Here is an 18,882-nt window from a genome sequence, read left to right on the forward strand (position 1 = left end):
GGGAGAAGTACACGATGACGGTCGTCAAGAAGGTCGCTGACTTCGTCGGCAGGTGGTTCGCGGTCCTGGTGCTCGCCGGGGCCGTCGTGGGGTTGCTCGTCCCGGAGCAGACCACCCTCATCACCCCGCACGTGTCCCTGCTGCTCGGTGTGATCATGTTCTGCATGGGCCTCACCATGAGACCCCAGGACTTCGCCGTCGTCGCCAGGCACCCCAAGGCGGTCCTCCTCGGCGTCGCCGCCCAGTACACCGTCATGCCACTGCTGGGCTGGGGTATCGCCCACGCGTTCGGGCTGCCGCCGCTGCTCGTGGTCGGCATGATCCTGGTCGGGGCCTCGCCCGGCGGCACCGCGTCGAACGTGATCGTCTACCTCGCCCGGGGCGACGTGGCACTGTCCGTCGCGATGACGTCGATCTCCACGATGTTGGCGCCGTTCATCACGCCCCTGATCGTCCTGGGGCTGGCCGGTTCGACCCTGCCGATCTCCGCCGGCGACCTCTTCCTGTCCATCCTCCAGGTCGTGCTGCTCCCCGTCGTCGGCGGTCTGCTGCTGCGCCTGTTCGCCGACCGCTTCGTGGTCCCGCTCCTGCCGCTGATGCCGTTGGTGTCGGTGACCGGCATCGTCCTGGTCGTCTCGGGTGTGGTCGGGGCCAACTCCGACGCGGTGCTGACCACCGGCCTGCTCCTGGCGCTGGCCGTCATCCTGCACAACACCCTGGGCCTGCTCCTCGGCTATCTCGTCGGGTACTTCGGACGTCTGCCGGACTCCGCCCGCCGCGCGGTCAGCGTGGAGGTCGGCATGCAGAACTCGGGCCTGGCCGCCAGCCTGGCCACCACGCACTTCGAACCCCTCGCCGCGCTGCCCGGCGCCCTCTTCTCGGTCTGGCACAACCTGTCCGGAGCCGCGGTGGCCACCTTCTGGGCCCGGCGGGCTCCCAAGGACGCCGAGGAACGCGAACCGGCCTGACCGGCGAGGCTTGCCCCGTCCCGGGTCCGCGTGACAGGCTCTGCCTCCGGTATCCCCCAGACCGAGGACGGAACACGTGGCCGCCCGAAAGAAGAAGCGCAGGCCCGGACGCGGCAGGAACGACATCCGCCGGGGGCCCACGCGCGACCCCGGCCCCACGGGAAACGTGGGCTGTTACTTCATGCTGATCGCGATGCTGGCCATCGGCCTGGTCGTCCTGGTGCTGGAGCTGCTCGGCTAGAGCGGCGGCGTTTCCTCCCGATAGCAGCCGGATCATTCGTAAAATCGCACGTCAGAGCGATGGTTGGTTCCACGGATATCCGATTCCACACCTGTGGTTCCTGACCTGATCCGGCCACCCGTGGTCACGGGAAGTAGTCGCGCGAGCACGTCTCGGCTGTGAAGCTGGTCCCATGCGACACTTCGCCCCCTGTTCCGGCCTGCTCGTGCTCGCCCTGCTCTCGACCCCCGACCAGTTCACCGAACGCCTCGTCGCCTCCTCGCCACCTCCGAACCCACCGAGCGTCGGTGTGCCCTTCAAGTGCTCGGGCCGCCTGAGGGTGCCGCGCCCGCGCACGCCTCCGCGCTGCGGCTACAAGTGAACAGGCCCCTGAAAACCGCTGACCCCCGTCGCGGGGCGACGGGGGTACCAACTCGGGAATCTGCGGGAGAAACTCGGGGCTCAAGGACCGGACGGGTCCCGCCTGGATCGGGACCCCACGGGGAACCCGAGCCAACAGGCGCCCCGTGCGTTCCAACCCCCGTGTCGCGAGAAGCGAGTGGGAGGCTGGGACTTCCCCGAGAATCGCAAGGACTCCCGTGGTTGGAGTACCCCAAGGGTTTCGGACCATGATCCTGAAAATTTCCAGAACCATTTCCGAACCCTGCTGAACCAAGATCACAGAACAACGAACTCGGACGCAATCCATTAGAAAAGGGTCGTTTCCAGGGTTTCAACCCCTGGAAACGACCCTGACCAGCCGTCCCCACCGCTCAGGGTTCTGCGGCGCGGGCCCAACGTCATCTCACCCGCTGCCCCTCCGGCCACGCTGGATCGAGCTGTTGGCCCAGGCGAACTCGAACAGTCCGAGGGCCGCGTGGTACAGCGCTCCCGAAGCGGCCAGACGGAAGCAGGGGGAGTGGCGACCGTGTTCGTGCCGACCGTAGAAGGTGAGGTAGGCCCCCGCGTCCGTGGCGATGATCCGGAACGTGTTGGGCAGATCGAACCGACGCAGATCGACGGCGGGACTCCGGTCCCTCACCCGCTCCATGTAGTCGGTGTTGGCTCTGACCTGTGCCTGTAACAGTTCCGGACCGAAACCGGGGTCGGTGCGGGCCAGGTCCGTACCCCGACGGGACAACCAGGTGGCCGATTCCGAATCCGGGTCGGGCAGCAGCACCTGAACGGGCCTGGGGGCTCCCGACCACAGAGGGGCGAAGGCGTCCCGGGTGAGCACGTTCCCCCGCCCCACCATGACCTTCACCCATCTGGCCCGGGCCAGGTCCCGGGCCAGATCCACCTCGGAGGACCTCTGCTGGCGGTACAGCCGGGTGATGCCGGTTCCGGTGAGCCGCGAGAGCACCCCCACCAGCCACCAGCGGGGACGACCCGTGCGGAACCACCCCGCGACGAACACGAGCGCGGTGGCCAGCAGTGAACTGAGCACTCCGAGAAGGAAGGCGGTCATAGGGAATCCCTTCGTCGCGGGGCGGGCCGGTGGGCTGGGCCGCGCGGTTCAGCACAGGTAGGGGAGCAGCTCCTTCACCACGTGCGCCGCGTTGCGGGCGGCCAGGTCATGGGCGTCGTCGTTCTTCTCCTGGTCGGCGTTGTCCGAGATGCCCCGGACCACCACCCAGTCGGGGTTGGGTGCCTCGCCCACGGAGTTCTCCTGCCAGTACTGGCTGAGCCCGCCGGACTCCATGTCCACCGCCAGGATCTTGTCGTTGTAGCCCTCCAGGAAGCGGTGGATGTCGCTGTCACCGTTCGCGATGACCGCCTCTCCGGAACCGATGAGTCCCGGGTGCACCTCGAAGGTCCGCTTCCTGTGGCCGTCCGCCTGGCCGCGGATCATCGCCGGTTCGCCCCGGTCCGTGAAGTAGACGTTCACCGCGTGCCCGATCCGCGCCGGAGCCTGGCGTTCCTCGCCCCTCGGCTGGACATCGCCCCCGGCCCTGATCTTGCGTGAGTCGTAGTAGACGATCCGGGTGGAGACGATCACGTTGCCGATGCGGGCGTACTCGGGGTGCAGCCCGCCTCCGATACCGACGAGAATCCACAGGCGAGGGGAGAAGTGTCGCCGCAGGTGGTCCAGGGCGGACATCACGGATCGCTGGCCGGGGCTGTGGGTCATCGTGGCGACCACGGAGACGGTGCCGCCGTCGGTGGCGACCTCCCCGGTGGAGAAGAACAGCCCGTCGATCTTCTTCCTGGTCCTCAGGTCGAGCTGCTCGGTGACCGCCCGCATCTCCTTGGCCAGAAAGGTGACGACCCCGACGTCACAGCTCTGCTGATTCTCCTCAACGGACTCGGCGCCCACGGTGGAGAGGAGAGAGGCGGGCGACACCCCGTGGTTGTTGACCTGTGTTCCGCCACCCAGGTTGTTACCGCTGATGTCGTTGGTGCCACCGAAGTTGACGATACCGCTGTTGTTCGGGAGGTTGCTCACGCCTGGTCTCCGTTCTGCGAAGTGCCCGGCCCCTGCTGGGGTCCGTGGTTGTTGACCTGTGTTCCGTCACCGAGGTTGTTGTTGCTGATGTCGTTGGTGCCGCCGAGATTGACGATGCCGCTGTTGATGATCTGCATCGCACGGTCGTCGAACTCGGAGATGTCGACACCTCGCGAGTGGAGGAAGTCGCTGGTGGCCTTGAGCAGTCGCAGCTCGACGTTCTTTACGTGGCTGAGGACCTGGGTCTTGTCCAGCTGGACCTTGCTCCACTCCTGAGCGCGCTCCTGACGGATGCTGAGACGGCTGCCGATACAGACGTTGCGGATGGGGGAGAGGGTGAGTTCTCGCCGGTACATGAAGAGGGCCTTGGTCAGGAGGGCGGGGTAGCGCACCACGCGCCAGAGGTCGGTGGTCTCACGCGGGAGCCCGCGCAGGGCCCTGAACGCGGCCCACGCCACTGCCCGCTTGCCGTGCTGGCCGAACTCCTCGGCCTTCCGGAAACTGTCCGGGGTCCGGGTCAGGGCGCAGGCGGCGAAGAAGAGATTGAGGGTGCGCCCCCGCAGGGTGGCATGCAGGAGGACCGTGGCCACCAGCTCGGAACCAGCGTCCGGGACGCTCACTTCGAGGAAGTGATGGTGGGTGGGGCTCTGCTCGTTGATGAGGCGCCGCATCTTCAGCGGGTCGACCCTGCCGATCAGGGAGCGGTCGGTGGAGACGTCCGACGACGCGACGAAGACCCGGTCCCGCACGTCCACGGGGAGTCGGACGTCCTCCTCGTCGTCGCGGAGCTGGAGGACCGCCTCGCGCAGGTGATCGACGAGTTCGTCGGTCCGGAAGGGCGGATGGCGGTGTTCCCGCTCATGGAGTGGTTGGCTGTCACCTCCCGGGCGCAGGAGCTGGATGCCCATCGGTGGGTTCCACTGGTGGATGAGCTCGCCCGCGCCGACGAAGGGTGACTCGTCACCGAAGAGCGTGAAGAGGGGGCTGTCCTCCTTCTCCTCCTTCCCCTGGTGCGCCGGACGGCGGTAGACGACGCAGGGATGCTTCTGCTGCTCGGCGACGACCGTCTCCCGCTTCGTGAGACGCCTCGGTCGCAGGCCGACCCCGGGCCTGTGGACGCGGTTGACGCGTAGCTGACTGACGACGCCCACGAACACCGCGACACCCAGGACGGCGGCTCCCGCGTACCCCGCGATCACGGCCTGCGCGGGGAAAGTGAGGGCCAGGGCAGTCATGGTGCCCCCGACGGCCAGGGCCGCGAGCCCGGCCCTCTTGAGAGTGCGGACCTCGCGCATGATCCTGAGGTCACGCGCCGGGGGAATCCGCAGGGTGGGTTTCCGCTTCTTGTTCCTGCGGCGGGGCGCCAGCGGGTCCTCGGTCCGGGCGATCGTGGTGGACAGGGCGATCGCCAGGTCCAGGAGCATCAGGAGCGTGATCCCGCCCGCCGTCAGCGCGGACGCCACGGTGTGGCCCAGGAGGAAGGGGGCGACGACCGATGCCAGCATGGTCAGCCGAAGGAGCGCGTGCAGGTGGGTGGCCCACCAGGCGTGGCGCATGACGGGGACGTGGTCGAAACCGTACGAGGGGGCCACGCGACGGTAGGGGGTCGTGCAGATCTCGTTGATGACGAGATCGCGGAACTTCTCGTCGACGTAGACACCGGTGCACAGGTGACGGGTGGCTCCGGTGGGTGCCTGTGTCGGCACGTCCCTGTCGGGTTCTGCGTGGACAGCGGTCATGCGGATCCCTGCCTCTGGGGATAATGGTCACAGTGACCTTAAGTAGGAAGCGAGTTAAAGTCAAGATGACTTTTAATGAGGACGCGGTGGATGGCCGGCTGAAGGGTTCCACGGGGGTCGAGCTGTCGCTGGTGACGGTGGACCTGACCATCTTCACCATCAGGGAGGACCGACTCATGGTGCTGCTCGTGGAACGAGGAACGGAACCCTTCCGGGGGCGCGCGGCCCTGCCTGGAGGGAGGGTCCGGGCGGACGAGACCCTGGACGAGGGCGCTCACCGGGAACTCCTGGAGGAGACCGCCATCGACGGCGGACTGCTCCACCTGGAACAGCTCGGCGCCTACGGCGACCCTGGCAGGGATCCACGCGGCAGGGTCGTCACGGTCGCCTACCTCGCCCTGGGGCCGAACCTCCCGACTCCCGAGGGTGGAACCGACGCCGCCCATGCCTACTGGGCGCCGGTGCCCGACCTCCTCGACGCGCCCGACGCGCTGGCCTTCGACCACGCGCGCATCGTCGCCGACGCACTGGAGCGCACGAGGAGAACGCTGGAGTACACCACCGTGGCCACGACCTTCTGCCGTGAGCCGTTCACCCTGCCCGAGCTGCGCAACGTCTACGAGGTCGTGTGGGGCCGGGTCCTGGACCCCAGCAACTTCAGACGCAGGGCCACCAGAGCCGAGGGGTTCCTGGAAGCCACGGGCGACCAGCGCCCCCAGGTCACCGGCCGACCGGCCGCCCTCTACCGCAAGGGAGAGGCGAGCCTGCTCAGCCCACCGTTTCTCCGCTCCGCCAGCTGAACCGGGCAGGGGGAGCAGGGGAGGAGTGCTTCGACCGGTCGGCCACATTCACCTCACGTGACGGAGGGTGGCAAGTCACCTGTCGGGTGATACCCCGTGCCGGGAGGAGCGGTCATCGTGGACACGGTCCGTCACCTTCCGGCGGGCGTCCCATCCCATGGAGGCCCCGTGGCGCACAACCAGGCCTGTGCCAACGCCAGCAACCCCGGCTGCTCGTGCTCCGGCTGCGGCGGGAGCATGCACGGTTGGCCCGGACTCCTGGGCCAGGCCAACGACCCTCCCGAGGTGAGGGCGGACCGCCGGGCCCGCGCGCACGATGACTGGTGCGCGGAGGTGGGGACCGACGACCGGATCAGGTACCGGCGTCTGTCCGCGCCCACCGAACGGATGCTCCGTCTGGCGGCCACGATGGCCAGGGTCGACGTCACCGACCACCTCGCGGCGCGACCGGCCAGAGCACGCAGGATCGGGCAGCTCGGGAACCTCCTCCACACGGAGGCCCTGCGGCGGCTCGAGGCCGAGGCGCGGGGGCGTGACACCGCGCGGCCTCCGCTGGGCGGTGTCGCCGCGTCCCTGCCGGGGCACTTCTGGTGCTCCCTGCTGGCCGCGTTGGCCGGTGCCGCGGACCGGCTCGACCGGGCCGTGGAGAAGATCCCGCAGCAGGCACGCGAACTCATCCAGGAGTCACCTCCACCGGACTGGGGGCCAGCGCGGGAACTGGTCGTCGACACCGCCCTGGAGGTGGTGTGGGAGTGTGCCCTGGGGCTTCTGGGCCTGAGGCGCCCTGAGGAACTCCTCGTGGTCATGCGTGTCCTGGCGGTCTTCGTCTGCCCTGATCCGGGGAGTCACCCGGAGGTCGTGCGTCTGTGCCTGCTGCCCCTGGGGCGGGGCGTCCTCCAGGACACGACCACGATGCTGCTCCACCAGAGCCTGCGGCACCCGTAGGACGGTTGTGACGTATCTGACGAGCGAAGTGGATACACCCGGGGGTATGTTGGGGCCTGTGGGTCGAAAGGAGACCAGATGAAGCCTGAAATGGTGGGCGACGCCATCACACGTCTGAAGCGCGCCCAGGGGCAGCTCTCCGGGGTCATCTCCATGATGGAGGAGGGAGAGGACTGCGCCGCCGTGCTCCAGCAGCTGGCCGCGGTCTCCCGCGCCCTGGACCGGGCGGGGTTCAAGATCGTCGCGAGCGGGATGCGGCACTGCAACACCGCTCGTGAGCAGGGCGAGGAGCCCGAGCTCACCGAGGAGGAGCTGGAGAAGCTCTTCCTGGCCCTGGCCTGAGGGTTCGCGGGCGCTGGTGTGAACCCGGCGCCCCGCCTCGGTTGTCCGTCCTGCGCCGACCCACGCCAATCGGATACTCCCCCCAGTATCGGGGATCCGGAGGCCCTTCTGTTCCACGAATACCCCCCGGAGTATCGAACACCACGGAGGAGACACATGAACGACCGCAGTATCGACGTACGCGCCCTACGCGACCTGACCGAGCGTGACCCGCACACCCTGTTGGTCGACGTGCGCACCCCCGCCGAGTACGAGAGCGCGCACGTCCCCGGGTCCGTCAACCTGCCCCTGGGTCGGGTCGACGCCCACCTGGAACGCATCGTCACCGACGCCGGGGGACGCCTCGTCCTGATCTGTCAGTCGGGTGGCCGGGCCGCCCGGTGCCAGGACAAGCTGGCCGCCGCGGGGCTCACGGACACGGTCGTCATGGACGGCGGCATGAACGCCTGGGAGGCGCAGGAGGCGCCCCTCGAACGCGGTCCCCGCCGCTGGGCACTGGAGCGCCAGGTCCGACTGGTGGCCGGAGGCATCGTCCTGACCTCCGTGCTCGCCTCCCTGGTCTGGCCGCCCGCCGTGGCGGTCGCGGGCCTCGTGGGCGCGGGGCTGGTGTTCGCGGCCGTCACCGACACCTGTGCCATGGGCATGGCCCTGACCCGCCTGCCCTACAACCAGCCGCGCAACGACGTCGACATCGAGGACTCCCTCGCCCGGATCACCGTTCGCGGCTGACACCGGACCTTCCACGTGGCCGCCCTCTCGAACACGGATACTCCCCGGAGTATGCAACCCAAGGAGCAGAACATGTTGCTGGAACGCCTCTACGACCACGACCTCGCCCAGGCCAGCTACTTCGTCGGCTGCCAGGCCAGGGGAGAGGCGATCGTCGTCGACGCCCGACGGGACATCGACGACTACCTCGACCTCGCCCGCGACCACGGCATGCGGATCGTGGCCGTCACCGAGACCCACATCCACGCCGACTACCTCTCCGGCACCCGCGAACTCGCCGCCGCCACCGGGGCCACGGTCTACGTCTCCGGCGAGGGCGGCCAGGACTGGCAGTACGGCTTCGACGCCGAACGCCTCCGGGACGGTGACGCCGTCACCATCGGCAACATCACCGTCCGGGCCCGCCACACCCCGGGGCACACCCCCGAACACCTGGCGTTCCTCATCACCGACGGAGCCTTCAGCCGGGACCCGGGATACATGATCACCGGCGACTTCGTCTTCGCCGGAGACGTGGGCCGCCCCGACCTGCTCGACGAGGCGGCGGGCGGCAGCGACACCCGGTTCGAGGGAGCCCGCCAACTGTTCGCCAGCCTGCGGGACGTCTTCCTGACCCTGCCGGACCACGTCCAGGTCCTGCCCGGACACGGCGCGGGCAGCGCCTGCGGCAAGGCCCTCGGCGCGCTCCCGGGGACCACCGTCGGCTACGAACGCCTGAACGCCTGGTGGTCCGCGTACCTGCGCGACGACGACATGGCGGGGTTCGTCGAGGAACTGCTCGACGGCCAGCCCGACGCCCACGCGTACTTCGCGCGGATGAAGCGCCAGAACAGGGAGGGGCCGCGGGTCCTGGGGGCGCGGAGCCCTCTGCCCGCCCTCCCCAACGAGGAGATCGCGCGATCCCTGGCGGCGGACTCGGTCGTGTTCGTGGACACCCGTTCCCACTCCGACGTGCACCGGGGCACCGTCACCGGGGCCCTCAACATCCCCGGCCCGGCCAAGGCGGCGACCTTCGGCGCCTGGGCGCTGGACCCCGAGACCGAGACCCGGCCGCTGGTCCTCCTCGCTCCCGACGCGGACACCGCCCGAGAGGTGCGTGACCACCTGCTGCGCGTGGGCGTGGACGGGGTCCACGGCTACACCACCACCAGGGAGGGGCTGCCGGAGAGCGTGCCGTCGCGCGTCACCCCGCAGGAGCTCGACGACTTCGACGCCGGGTTCCTGCTGGACGTGCGCAGCAGGGGTGAGTACGCGGAGGGGCACATTCCGGGCTCCACGCGGCTCAGCGCGGGACGTGTGTTGTGGAACCTCGACGCGCTGCCGCGTGACACCACCATCGTCAGCTACTGCGGATCGGGCCTCCGGAGCTCCGTGGTCTCCTCCGCCCTGAGACGTGCCGGTTACGACGTGGCCGAACTCGACCGCGGATACGCGGACTGGGCGAGCGACGGGAAGCCCACGGCCTGACCGGAACGGGTCGGGGTCGACGCTCTGGGCGCCGGATCACGAAGGAAGAGTCAACATGGAGTACCAGATCGTCCTGACCCTGGCCCTCGCCGTGGTGGTGGGGCTCGCCCTCGGGCTGTTGGGAGGCGGCGGGTCCATCCTGATGGTTCCCCTGCTCACCTACGTCGCGGGCATGGAACCGAAGGAGGCCATCGCCGCGTCCCTGTTCGTGGTGGGCGTGACCTCGCTGGTCAGCACGGTCGCCCACGCCAGGGCGGGGAACGTCCACTGGCGGACCGGGCTGGTCTTCGGGGCGGCGGGCATGGCCGGGGCCCTGCTGGGCGGGCTGGTCGGCGGACACCTGCCGGGCACCCTGCTGATGGTCGCGTTCGCGCTCATGATGGTCGCGACCGCCGTGACCATGGTCCGTGGGCGGCGGGGCGGGGAGGGGAGCGCCGCATCCGGGGCGCTCCCCCTGCGGCGGATCGTCCTCGACGGTCTGGTGGTCGGCGCGGTCACCGGGCTGGTCGGGGCGGGGGGAGGCTTCCTCGTCGTGCCCGCCCTCGTGCTGCTCGGCGGTCTGGCCATGCCAGCGGCCGTGGGCACCTCCCTGTTGGTGATCGCGATGAAGTCCTTCGCCGGGCTCACCGGCTACCTGACGACGGTGAGCCCGGACTGGGCCCTGGTCGCCGCGATCAGCGCGGTCGCGGTGGCCGGTTCGCTCCTCGGCGCGCTCCTGACACCCCGGGTCCCCGAGGCCGCCCTGCGCCGGGGCTTCGGGATCTTCGTCCTGGTCATGGGCGTGTTCGTGCTCACCCAGGAGCTTCCCGCGCCCTTCGGCCAGATCCTGATGGTGGCGGCGGCGGCCCTGGCCGCCCTGGTCCTGGTGTGCCGCCTGATCGGGGACGCCTGCCCGCTGCCGCTGCGGCCGCAGACCTGACGTACCGCTTCACTCGTGGTGTGCGACGGGGGTCCGGTCCACCCGCGCCGCGAGGAGCGCGGCGACCAGGGCGAGGGTCGCCGGTGCCAGAAGCAGGAGCAGGAGGTCCCCGGCGGAGTCGGTGCCGGCGAGGGCCGGGCCGACCGCGGAGGAGATCAGTGCTCCGCCGCCGATGGAGGTCGCCGCGGACAGGCCGAGCGCGGTCCCGGCCAGGTCCTCGTGCTCGGACATCACCCCGGTGTTGACGACGGGCATGGTCAGTCCGTTGCCCACGCCGACGAACGCGCAGGCCGTGAAGAGGACCAGCGGCCGGATGTCCCAGGACGCCGCCATCACGAGACCGCCCACCAGGCCCACACAGGTCAGGGCCCGCGCGAGGACGAGCAGTCGGCCTCGGGGTATCCGGGTGCCGAGGGTTCCCGCGAGGTGGCTGCCCAGGACGAACCCGATCGGGACCAGGGCCATGTACAGGCCCAGGGCGCCCCCCGAGCCGCCGAACCACCGGTCCATCACGAGGGGCGCGCCGCCCAGGAAGACGTAGAGGGTTCCCGTGGAGCAGGCCATACAGAGGGAGTAGGCCCAGAAACGGGGCGAGCGGAGAACGCTCCGGAGGGTGGACCGGGCGTCGTTCCGGGGCCGGTTCGCCCTGACGGAGGTCTCCCTCATGTGTCGCACTGACACCAGGAGAAGCCCTCCTCCGATGACCGCGAGAGCGAGGAAGATCGAACGCCAACCGAAGAGGTCGCCCAGGGTTCCGCCCAGGGTGGTGCCGAGCACGGGGGCGAGCGCCCACCCCGTTCCGGCGAATCCGATGTTCCGGACGGCGTCGCCCCCGTCCGACGTCTCCTTGAGGGCGACCATCGCGACCGAGAAACAGGCGGCGACGGCAGCCTGGGACATCCGGCAGAAGAGGAAGACCTCGATGGTGGGCGACAGCGCGCAGCCGAGGGAGGCGAGCGTGAAGACCGTGAGGGAGACCAGCACGACGGGACGGCGACCGTACCGGTCGGACAGGGCCCCGGAGACCGCCTCGGCTGTGACGGTGGCGATCGCGTATCCGGCGATCGAGAGGTTGACCAGGGCGAAGCTGGTGCCGAAGGCGGCGGCGATCTCCGGCAGGGCGGGAAGGTGCGCCGTCACCGGGAGCACCGAGACCGCGGCCAGGAGGACGAGGAGGTGACGGGGAGGGGGCGTCGACCTCCGGGTGCCCGTGGAGTGGGACATGGCGCGTTCCTTCTCGCGTCGACGTGGGTGGACCTCGCGCGAGAGGTGGGGCGCGGCCGTGCGGCGTTCTCCAGGGGAGGCCGCGGCGGCCTGGGGGTCGTGTGGCCCTCCACGCCGCCCAGTGCCGGTGGTGTCGAGGTGCGACGCTTCCGGCGAAGGGAAGGGAATCTGTCTTCGAGGACAGTTCTCACTGTTCTCGAAGACGTTCGGGAAGAGAATACCGCAGGGCTTTCAGTAGACCAGTCGAGGATCTGATAAGAGTCTTTCCAGTTTGGGGGTTCGTCCGGCCGAAGCCCTGGCAGTACCAGCGACGCGCGTCCGTTGTGGTACCCGGTTCCAAGGTCGAAACGGGCCTTGACGAGGGAATTGGGGGCTGCTTACTCTGCTCGGCAACAGGTTGAGGAATGACCGAGAATTTCCGAATTCCTGTCGGCACCGACACTCGCGAACACAGGGAATTGTTCGACCCCCATGGACGCGAACCGAGCAGTCCTGGGCCGGACGACCGTCCGGGTCCCCCGCTACGACCCCGGGTGTGCTCCGGGTTCGTGACCCCCAGAAGGGCGAGACCTCATGAAGTTCCCCAAGCTCCGCAACACCGCCGCCGTGGCCGCCGCCACCGCCCTCCTCTTCACCCTCATGCCCGCCGGGACCGCGAGCGCCCACGGATACATCTCCAACCCCCAGAGCCGCCAGGCCCAGTGCGCCGCCGGTGTGGTGGACTGCGGCCAGATCCGCTGGGAGCCGCAGAGCGTCGAGGGCCCCAAGGGCCTGATGAGCTGTTCCGGCGGCAACTCGCGCTTCGCCGAGCTGGACGACAACAACTACGGCTGGCGCGTGGCCGACGTCGGCACCAACGCCACCTTCAACTGGACGATCACCGCCCGTCACTCCACCTCCACGTGGGAGTACTTCATCAACGGCAACCGCATCGCCAGCTTCAACGACAACGGCGCCCGGCCGCCGGCGAACTTCAGCCACAACGTCAACCTCTCCGGCTACAGCGGACGCCAGACCGTTCTGGCCCGCTGGAACGTGGCGGACACCGGCAACGCCTTCTACGCCTGCGTCGACGTCAACATCCGCTGATGAGCGCGCGCTGAGACACGACGCGCCCCGGCCCGAGCATTCCCCGGGCCGGGGCGCCTCCTGTTCGGCGGACGCGACTCCCCCGGGGTGGCGGTGCGGGCCGGTGCGGTGATGTCGGTGGGGTGTGGTTCTCTCGTCTCATGGCTGTTGAGATCGAGCGGTTCCTGCGGTTGGTGCACGCGCTTCCGGAGTGTGAGGGTCAGGACTCGGAGCGTTACACGACGTTCCGTGTGCGAGGGCGGCCCTTCGGCTACCTGTGGCCGCGCACCGCCACGGTGGGGTTGAAGCAGACCCTGATCGAGCAGGCGGCGCTGGTCGCCGAGCGGCCCGAGGTGTTCGAGGAGCAGTTCACGGCGGGCGGGTTCGGCTGGGTGGTGGTCCACCTGGACGGGATCGACCTGGCGGAGCTCAGCGAACTCACCCTGGAGGCCTGGTACCTGACCGCGCCCGAGGAGCTGCTCGCCGCACCGCCTTCCCCGGAGTCACTGGTGCGCGCCTGACGCGGACGCCGAATTCACATGTTGATGACATCTGGATGATGTGAGTATCCTGAACCCCTTTCCTGGGAGGGGTGGCGATGGCGACTCGGCACGTGTACGCGGTGCGGCACGGAGCGGCGGACCCGTTCGGAGAACTGACCGAGACGGGCGTGCGACAGTCGGAGCTGGTGGGGGAGCGCCTGGCCGGGCTACCGATCGACACGGTGTGGCACTCGCCCCTGCCCCGGGCCGAGCGCTGCGCCGGGATCATCGGGGAGCGACTTCCCGGGGTTCCCGTGCGGGTGGCGGAGGAACTGATCGACCACATCCCCCACGTGCCGAAGGAGGTACCGCCGGAGTGGGCCGGGTTCTTCGACGGCTTCGAGGAGGCCGAGGCCGCTGAAGGGGCGGCCCGCGCCGACGCGCTGACCAGGAGGTTCGCGTGCCCGTCCGCGACCGTCACCCACGAGGTCCTGGTCACGCACGCCTACCCCGTGGCCTGGCTGGTACGCCACGCCCTCGACGCGCCGCCGGTACGGTGGCTGGGGCTGAACTGCGCCAACACCGGGGTCACGGCGATCGACCACCGGGACGGGGTGGCGCCGACACTCCTGCACTACAACGACATGGGGCACCTGCCTCCCGAGCTGCGCTGGACGGGGTTCGGGCCCGGCGTCAGGCCATGAGCGGAAGGGCTCCCCCTGGAAGCGGAAACCAGGTGCGATCCGCGCGGATCCGTGCTGGGATCGTGAGTCATGGAGCACTCCCACGAGATCGACCTGCTGGACCGGATGGAGCGGAACCTGGCGGAGCACGCCTGCCACCTGCACCGGGACCTGGACGGAGCCACCGTCGCGGAGCCCGGCGACCTCCGGGTCGCGGACAGCGGTCTGGACGACGACACCTTCAACATCGTCGCCTCGGCCCGCTTCACCGACGCCGACGCCGGGGCCAGGATCACCGACACCGTCCGGTCCCTGACCCGCACCGGCCGCCCCTTCTCCTGGTGGGTGGGGCCCGCCTCGCGGCCGACGGACCTCTCCGACCACCTGGCGGCGGCCGGGCTGCCAGCGTCCGAACACGAGACCGCGATGTGGGCGGAGCTGGACTCCCTCCCGGCGGTTCCCGACACGGGACTGGACATCCGCCGGGCACGCACGCCCGAGGAACTCGCCGACCACGCCGCCGTCGTGGCCGCGAACTGGACCCCACCGGCCGAGACCGTACGCCGCTTCTTCGCCCTGTCCGCGCCACGGGCCCTGAGGGAGGGGTCCCCGGCCCGCTACCTGGTCGGGTACGCGGACGGCCGACCGGTCTGCTCGGCCGAGGTGTTCCTGCACGCCGGGGTCGCCGGGATCTACAACATCGCCACTCTGGCCAGCCACCGCCGACGCGGCCACGGCGGCGCCATGACACTCGCCGCGCTCCACACCGCCCGCAGGGAGGGACACCGCGTGGCGGTCCTCCAGGCGTCCGCCGACGGCGAGCCCGTCTACCGCCGCCTGGGGTTCCGCTCCTGCGGCCGGTTCACCGAACACGTCCTCACCCCCTGAACCGCCGCGTCACTCGGGTCGTTCCCGCAGGTAGGTGAGCACGGCCATGACGCGGCGGTCGACGTCGGTGCCCTCCGGCGGCAGGTCCAGTTTGGCGAGGATGTTGCCGATGTGCTTGCCCACGGTGGGCTCGGAGATCACCAGGTCCCGGGCGATCCGGGTGTTGGAGCGCCCCTCCGCGAGCAGCGCCAGGACCTCGCGTTCGCGCTCGGAGAGGCGTTCCAGGGGTGTGCTGCGGCGCCGGACCAGCTGACGCACGACGGCCGGGTCGATCACCGTCCCGCCACGGTGCACCCTGCGCAGGGTGTCCGCGAAGTCGGCCACGTCCACCACCCTCTCCTTGAGGACGTAGCCGATGCCCCGGCCGTCGTGGGAGTCGAGGAGTTCAGCCGCGTAGCTGGACTCCACGTACTGGCTGAGCGCCACGACGGGCAGGCCCGGGCGTTCGCGGCGCAACCGGACGGCGGCGCGCAGGCCCTCGTCACCGAAGTCCGGCGGCATGCGGATGTCGGTGACCACGAGGTCCGGCCCGTGTGCGGCGACCGCCTCCACCAGGGCCTCGGCGTCACCCACCGCCTCGGCCACCTCGAACCCGAACCTGTGCAGAAGACCGGCCAGGCCCTCACGCAGCAGGGCGCCGTCCTCGGCCAGTACTACCCGGATGGGGGACAAGGGATCTCCGCTCTCAGCCGCGTGGGTCCACCGGCCGGACTGGACAACAGGACACGGCCGCCCACGACGGCGACCCGGTCGGCCAGCCCGGTCAGCCCCGTACCGCGTCCGGGATCGGCCCCGCCCCGGCCGTCGTCGACGGTCTCCAGCACCAACGTGTCACCGTCCAGAGCGGCGTTCAACCGGACCGTGGTGGCACCGGCGTGCTTGGCGACGTTGCCCAGCGACTCCGCGGCCACGTAGTAGGCCGTGCTCTCCAGATGGGCGGGCAGACGTCGGGGCAGGTCCACGCGGACGCGCACCGGGACGGGGGAGCGGTCGGCCAGTTCCGGGAGGGCCGCGGGCAGTCCCCGGTCGCTGAGGACCTTGGGGTGGATGCCGTGGACGATCTCCCGCAGGGAGCCGATGATCTCCTTGGCCTGTCCGTGCAGGGAGGTGAGGGCGCGTTCCATGTCGCTTCCGGGCGGGGCGTCCATCCGGGCCAGCCCGATCTGCATGGCCAGGGAGATGAGCTGCTGTTGGGCTCCGTCGTGCAGGTCGCGTTCGATGCGTCGGCGCTCGGTCTCGAAGGCGTCCACCAGGCGGGCGCGGGACCGGGTGACCTCGACCAGTTCCGACCGCAGCTCCTCGGCGCCGCGGTCCTCCAACAGCAGGCGCGCCAGCACGGCGTGCGCGTGCGCGGTGAGGGCGGCGACGTACGGCGTGACCAGCAGAAGGACCCCTCCGGCCAGGACCAGCGGAAGGGTGCTCCTCGGATCGTCGAACGCCCAGGGGAAGAGAGTGACGGTCCGTCCCAGAGCGGTGGTCGCCGGGGTGGCGATCAGGTAGGCGCCCAGGGCGGGGAACAGGTACAGCACGCTCCAGCTGACCGCGTCCACCACCGTGACCAGCAGGAGCAGGTAGGCGAACGCGCGCCAGGTGGCGGGCTCGGTGTACCGTGCGCGGACCCAGGCGAGCACGCCCCGCCCGGTGGGCCGGGGCGCGCTCGCTACCGGAGGGTGGACCAGGCGCAGCCGCCACCTCTCCAGACGTGCCACGGGCACCGCGACCAGGGGGCCGAAGGCCAGCAGGAGCGCGAGACCGGCGGCCAGCAGGGCGATCAGGAGCCAGGTCGGCTGGTCCCGGCCCACCGCCATCTCCTCCACGGCCGTGCCCAACGCGAGGAGGGGGAAGGTGATGGGGGAGATCAGTGCCGCGAGCACCGTTCCGACGAGCACGGTCGAGGCCAGGTACCCCAGGCTCCGCCACGGCCAGGACGAGAGCGGGAAGCGCCGCGAGCGCACCGCCTCCAGCGGGGTGCGCGCCGAGCCCGCCCGTCGCGGATCCGGCGGGCCGGGCGCCGGGGTGTCGGTCTGCTCGCTCACGGGCCCAACGTACGCCCGACCGCTCGGTGGCGGACAGACGGGACGCCCCACCCCCGGCTACGTGCCTGCCCCACCCCGGTGACCGGATCAGGTCCCGATGATCCCGCCGTCGTCCTTGCGCACCACCACGACCGCGGACCGGGGTCGGCCCGCCGGATCGAACCCCGGCCAGTTGCTCAGCGCGCTGGGGTCCTCCACCGTGGGCTCCCCCAGCCCGGGCGCGGCCGACCCGGGTCCCTGCACCGTCACGAACAGGGTCCGCTGGTCGGGGCTGGCCGCCGTCCCCGCGATGCCGCAACCGGACGGGCCGGTGAGGAACCGTCGCACCTCGCCGCTCTCCGGATCGGCGCACAGCAGGGCGCTGTTGCCCACGAGTTCGCGCGCGTCCCCGGAGGTGTCCCCGAGCCGGACCACGTCGGTCCGGATCCACAGACGGCCGTCCTCACCGCAGTGGACCCCGCCCGGGGAGGCGAAGACTGCGCCCCGTTCCTGGTCGGATGCGGTCCCGCCCGCCCGTGCGAACTCCTGCCAGGAGAAGAGGGTCGCACCGTGGTCGCTGGCGCCCTCGGTCCAGGACAGTACGCGGCCGCCGTCGGCGGAGGCCTCCGAGAGGTAGACCGTCCCGGTCACGGGGTGCACGGCCGGTGTCCCCGGCCCCCGGAGCTCGGTGGCGCCCACCGCGTCGGCGGCCTCACGGGCCCTCAACAGCACGTCGGCCTGGTCGGCGAAGCCGTCGCCCGTGGTCAGCCCGGAGCGTCCGTGCACCAGCGGGAGCCAGGCACCCAGCCCTTCGGAGTCCAGGCGGGCGGCGTGGAGGACGCCCTCGTCCAGGGGGCCCGGGCTCCGGCCGTTCACGGTGCGCCAGGGGTGCTCGGCCACGAACTTGTACAGGTGCGTGGGATCGCTCATGTAGACCACCGCCCGGCCGCGCGACTCGGTGACGGCCGCGCCTCCGTGCGCGATCCTGCCCATCGCGGTGTGCTTCACCGGGACCGCCGACGGGTCCAGGGGGTCGATCTCCACGGTCCAGCCGAACCGGTGTGCCTCGTTGGGACCACCGGCCAGGTCGAAGCGTCCCACGTGGGTGTGCCAGCCGTAGGAGGCCTCGCCCGAGGTGAGCCCGTAGCGGCGCTGCGACTCGGTGGGGGACCAGCCCTGGGTTCGGGTCCCGAACACGTCGGTGAGTGTGTCCTCGCCGGTCAGGTAGGTCCCCCAGGGGGTGCTGGCGTGAGCGGTGCCGCCGATGATCCCGGCCGGGTCGGTGGGGGTCTCCAGGCTCCGGTGTCCGGCGAGCGGCCCGGACAGGACGGTGGGGGAGGTGGCGGTGAGCCGCCGGTTGAGTTCGTCGTCGATCACCCTCCAGCGACCGTCCGTCAGTTCGACGCGGGCCACGGTCACCCCGAGGGATGCCATCTCCTTGTCGGTCCGCTCCGAGGTGGCCGAACGCCCTCCGTCCGCGTGCAGCAGGACGGGGTCGGCCCAGGAGTGGTTGATCACGAGCAGTCCCCGCCGCCCTCCGTCGTGGCCGGGGTGCAGGGGCACGTAGGTCAGTCCGCTGTGGCCGGTGCCCACCTGCCGGGCGGCCTGCGTCGCGGTGTCGGAGGCGTCGGCCCTCCAGTACGGGGTGCCCCGGTGCAGCGGCGCGCCCCACGGGAGCAGGACACGGGCGGTGTACCCGGGCGGGACGGTGACGCCGTCGGCGTGGGAGACCGGAACCTCGGTGAAGGCGGGGGCCGATCCGGTGTCGGGGGCGGCCAGGGCGGGGTGGAAGGAGCCGCCGAACAGGGCGGCCGTGGTCAGGACCCCGAGCCCCGCTCCGCCGCGCAGGACCTGACGACGGTTGGGTCCGTGTTCCATGGTTCTCCTCCGACCGGTGAGCACTCTTTGCATTGAGGTAATTACAATACGTAGTTTTTCCTGCGTATT

General features: G+C 70.4%; 20 protein-coding genes. 13 read left to right on the top strand and 7 right to left on the bottom strand.

Annotated features, from left to right (window positions below):
• Positions 1–14: 14 nt before the first annotated feature.
• The 3 genes from AC0VYL_RS11590 to AC0VYL_RS11600 all read left to right on the top strand — a co-directional run bounded on the left by AC0VYL_RS11590 (position 15) and on the right by AC0VYL_RS11600 (position 1,570).
• Positions 15–968 carry a bile acid:sodium symporter family protein gene (locus AC0VYL_RS11590; RefSeq protein ID WP_475462736.1) on the top strand — a complete coding sequence of 318 codons (954 nt, stop codon included), beginning with the start codon at positions 15–17 and terminating at the stop codon, positions 966–968.
• 76 nt (positions 969–1,044) lie between these two features.
• On the top strand, positions 1,045–1,209 hold the full coding sequence (locus tag AC0VYL_RS11595; protein ID WP_475462737.1) for a hypothetical protein: 165 nt from the start codon (positions 1,045–1,047) through the stop codon (positions 1,207–1,209).
• Positions 1,210–1,381: 172 nt separating this feature from the next.
• Positions 1,382–1,570 carry a hypothetical protein gene (locus AC0VYL_RS11600; RefSeq protein ID WP_475462738.1) on the top strand — a complete coding sequence of 63 codons (189 nt, stop codon included), beginning with the start codon at positions 1,382–1,384 and terminating at the stop codon, positions 1,568–1,570.
• Positions 1,571–1,993: 423 nt separating this feature from the next.
• Here AC0VYL_RS11600 and AC0VYL_RS11605 read toward each other — a convergent pair whose 3' ends face one another.
• The 3 genes from AC0VYL_RS11605 to AC0VYL_RS11615 are packed head-to-tail and all read right to left on the bottom strand — an operon-like array spanning position 1,994 to position 5,373.
• Positions 1,994–2,656, bottom strand: coding sequence for a hypothetical protein (locus tag AC0VYL_RS11605; protein ID WP_475483117.1), 663 nt, complete (start codon positions 2,654–2,656; stop codon positions 1,994–1,996).
• 48 nt (positions 2,657–2,704) lie between these two features.
• Positions 2,705–3,634, bottom strand: coding sequence for a 5'-methylthioadenosine/S-adenosylhomocysteine nucleosidase family protein (locus tag AC0VYL_RS11610; protein WP_475483118.1), 930 nt, complete (start codon positions 3,632–3,634; stop codon positions 2,705–2,707).
• Positions 3,631–5,373: a hypothetical protein gene (locus AC0VYL_RS11615; protein ID WP_475483119.1), complete on the bottom strand. Its 1,743-nt coding sequence runs from the start codon at positions 5,371–5,373 to the stop codon at positions 3,631–3,633. Before AC0VYL_RS11615 ends, AC0VYL_RS11610 begins: the two co-directional genes overlap by 4 nt.
• Positions 5,374–5,459: 86 nt before the next feature.
• Here AC0VYL_RS11615 and AC0VYL_RS11620 point away from each other — a divergent pair, with 86 nt between their 5' ends.
• The 6 genes from AC0VYL_RS11620 to AC0VYL_RS11645 all read left to right on the top strand — a co-directional run bounded on the left by AC0VYL_RS11620 (position 5,460) and on the right by AC0VYL_RS11645 (position 10,575).
• Positions 5,460–6,173, top strand: a complete 714-nt coding sequence (locus AC0VYL_RS11620) for an NUDIX hydrolase (protein ID WP_475483120.1) — start codon at positions 5,460–5,462, stop codon at positions 6,171–6,173.
• Between the two features lie 168 nt (positions 6,174–6,341).
• Entirely contained in the window at positions 6,342–7,118 is a 777-nt protein-coding gene (locus AC0VYL_RS11625; protein WP_475483121.1) for a hypothetical protein, read from the top strand.
• Positions 7,119–7,208: 90 nt separating this feature from the next.
• Positions 7,209–7,460: a metal-sensitive transcriptional regulator gene (locus AC0VYL_RS11630; RefSeq protein WP_475463038.1), complete on the top strand. Its 252-nt coding sequence runs from the start codon at positions 7,209–7,211 to the stop codon at positions 7,458–7,460.
• 156 nt (positions 7,461–7,616) lie between these two features.
• Complete coding sequence (locus tag AC0VYL_RS11635; protein WP_475483122.1) at positions 7,617–8,189, top strand: rhodanese-like domain-containing protein; 573 nt, start codon at positions 7,617–7,619, stop codon at positions 8,187–8,189.
• Between the two features lie 72 nt (positions 8,190–8,261).
• Entirely contained in the window at positions 8,262–9,656 is a 1,395-nt protein-coding gene (locus AC0VYL_RS11640) for a rhodanese-like domain-containing protein (protein ID WP_475483123.1), read from the top strand.
• Between the two features lie 55 nt (positions 9,657–9,711).
• Positions 9,712–10,575 carry a sulfite exporter TauE/SafE family protein gene (locus AC0VYL_RS11645; RefSeq protein ID WP_475483124.1) on the top strand — a complete coding sequence of 288 codons (864 nt, stop codon included), beginning with the start codon at positions 9,712–9,714 and terminating at the stop codon, positions 10,573–10,575.
• A 9-nt stretch (positions 10,576–10,584) separates the two neighbouring features.
• Here AC0VYL_RS11645 and AC0VYL_RS11650 read toward each other — a convergent pair whose 3' ends face one another.
• Positions 10,585–11,799, bottom strand: a complete 1,215-nt coding sequence (locus AC0VYL_RS11650; RefSeq protein ID WP_475483125.1) for an MFS transporter — start codon at positions 11,797–11,799, stop codon at positions 10,585–10,587.
• A gap of 573 nt (positions 11,800–12,372) precedes the next feature.
• Between AC0VYL_RS11650 and AC0VYL_RS11655 the strand changes: the two genes are divergently transcribed.
• The 4 genes from AC0VYL_RS11655 to AC0VYL_RS11670 all read left to right on the top strand — a co-directional run bounded on the left by AC0VYL_RS11655 (position 12,373) and on the right by AC0VYL_RS11670 (position 14,920).
• The gene (locus AC0VYL_RS11655) at positions 12,373–12,888 is read left to right on the top strand and encodes a lytic polysaccharide monooxygenase auxiliary activity family 9 protein (protein ID WP_475462749.1); all 516 of its coding nucleotides are present in this window, start codon (positions 12,373–12,375) and stop codon (positions 12,886–12,888) included.
• A gap of 140 nt (positions 12,889–13,028) precedes the next feature.
• Positions 13,029–13,388 (top strand): MmcQ/YjbR family DNA-binding protein, encoded by a 360-nt coding sequence (locus AC0VYL_RS11660; protein ID WP_475462750.1) that lies wholly within the window; start codon positions 13,029–13,031, stop codon positions 13,386–13,388.
• Between the two features lie 77 nt (positions 13,389–13,465).
• Positions 13,466–14,053 carry a histidine phosphatase family protein gene (locus AC0VYL_RS11665; RefSeq protein ID WP_475462751.1) on the top strand — a complete coding sequence of 196 codons (588 nt, stop codon included), beginning with the start codon at positions 13,466–13,468 and terminating at the stop codon, positions 14,051–14,053.
• A gap of 69 nt (positions 14,054–14,122) precedes the next feature.
• Positions 14,123–14,920, top strand: a complete 798-nt coding sequence (locus AC0VYL_RS11670) for a GNAT family N-acetyltransferase (protein WP_475483126.1) — start codon at positions 14,123–14,125, stop codon at positions 14,918–14,920.
• Positions 14,921–14,929: 9 nt separating this feature from the next.
• Here the strand turns inward: AC0VYL_RS11670 and AC0VYL_RS11675 are convergent, their stop codons facing one another.
• From AC0VYL_RS11675 to AC0VYL_RS11685, 3 genes are all read right to left on the bottom strand, one after another.
• Positions 14,930–15,592 (bottom strand): response regulator, encoded by a 663-nt coding sequence (locus tag AC0VYL_RS11675; RefSeq protein WP_475483127.1) that lies wholly within the window; start codon positions 15,590–15,592, stop codon positions 14,930–14,932.
• A complete protein-coding gene (locus AC0VYL_RS11680; protein WP_475483128.1) occupies positions 15,574–16,956 on the bottom strand; it encodes a sensor histidine kinase in 1,383 nt (460 codons plus the stop codon). Before AC0VYL_RS11680 ends, AC0VYL_RS11675 begins: the two co-directional genes overlap by 19 nt.
• An 87-nt stretch (positions 16,957–17,043) precedes the next feature.
• Positions 17,044–18,813 (bottom strand): PhoX family protein, encoded by a 1,770-nt coding sequence (locus tag AC0VYL_RS11685; RefSeq protein WP_475483129.1) that lies wholly within the window; start codon positions 18,811–18,813, stop codon positions 17,044–17,046.
• Between the last annotated feature and the right edge of the window lie 69 nt (positions 18,814–18,882).

The sequence above is a fragment of the Nocardiopsis sp. iso_238 genome (assembly GCF_056173325.1).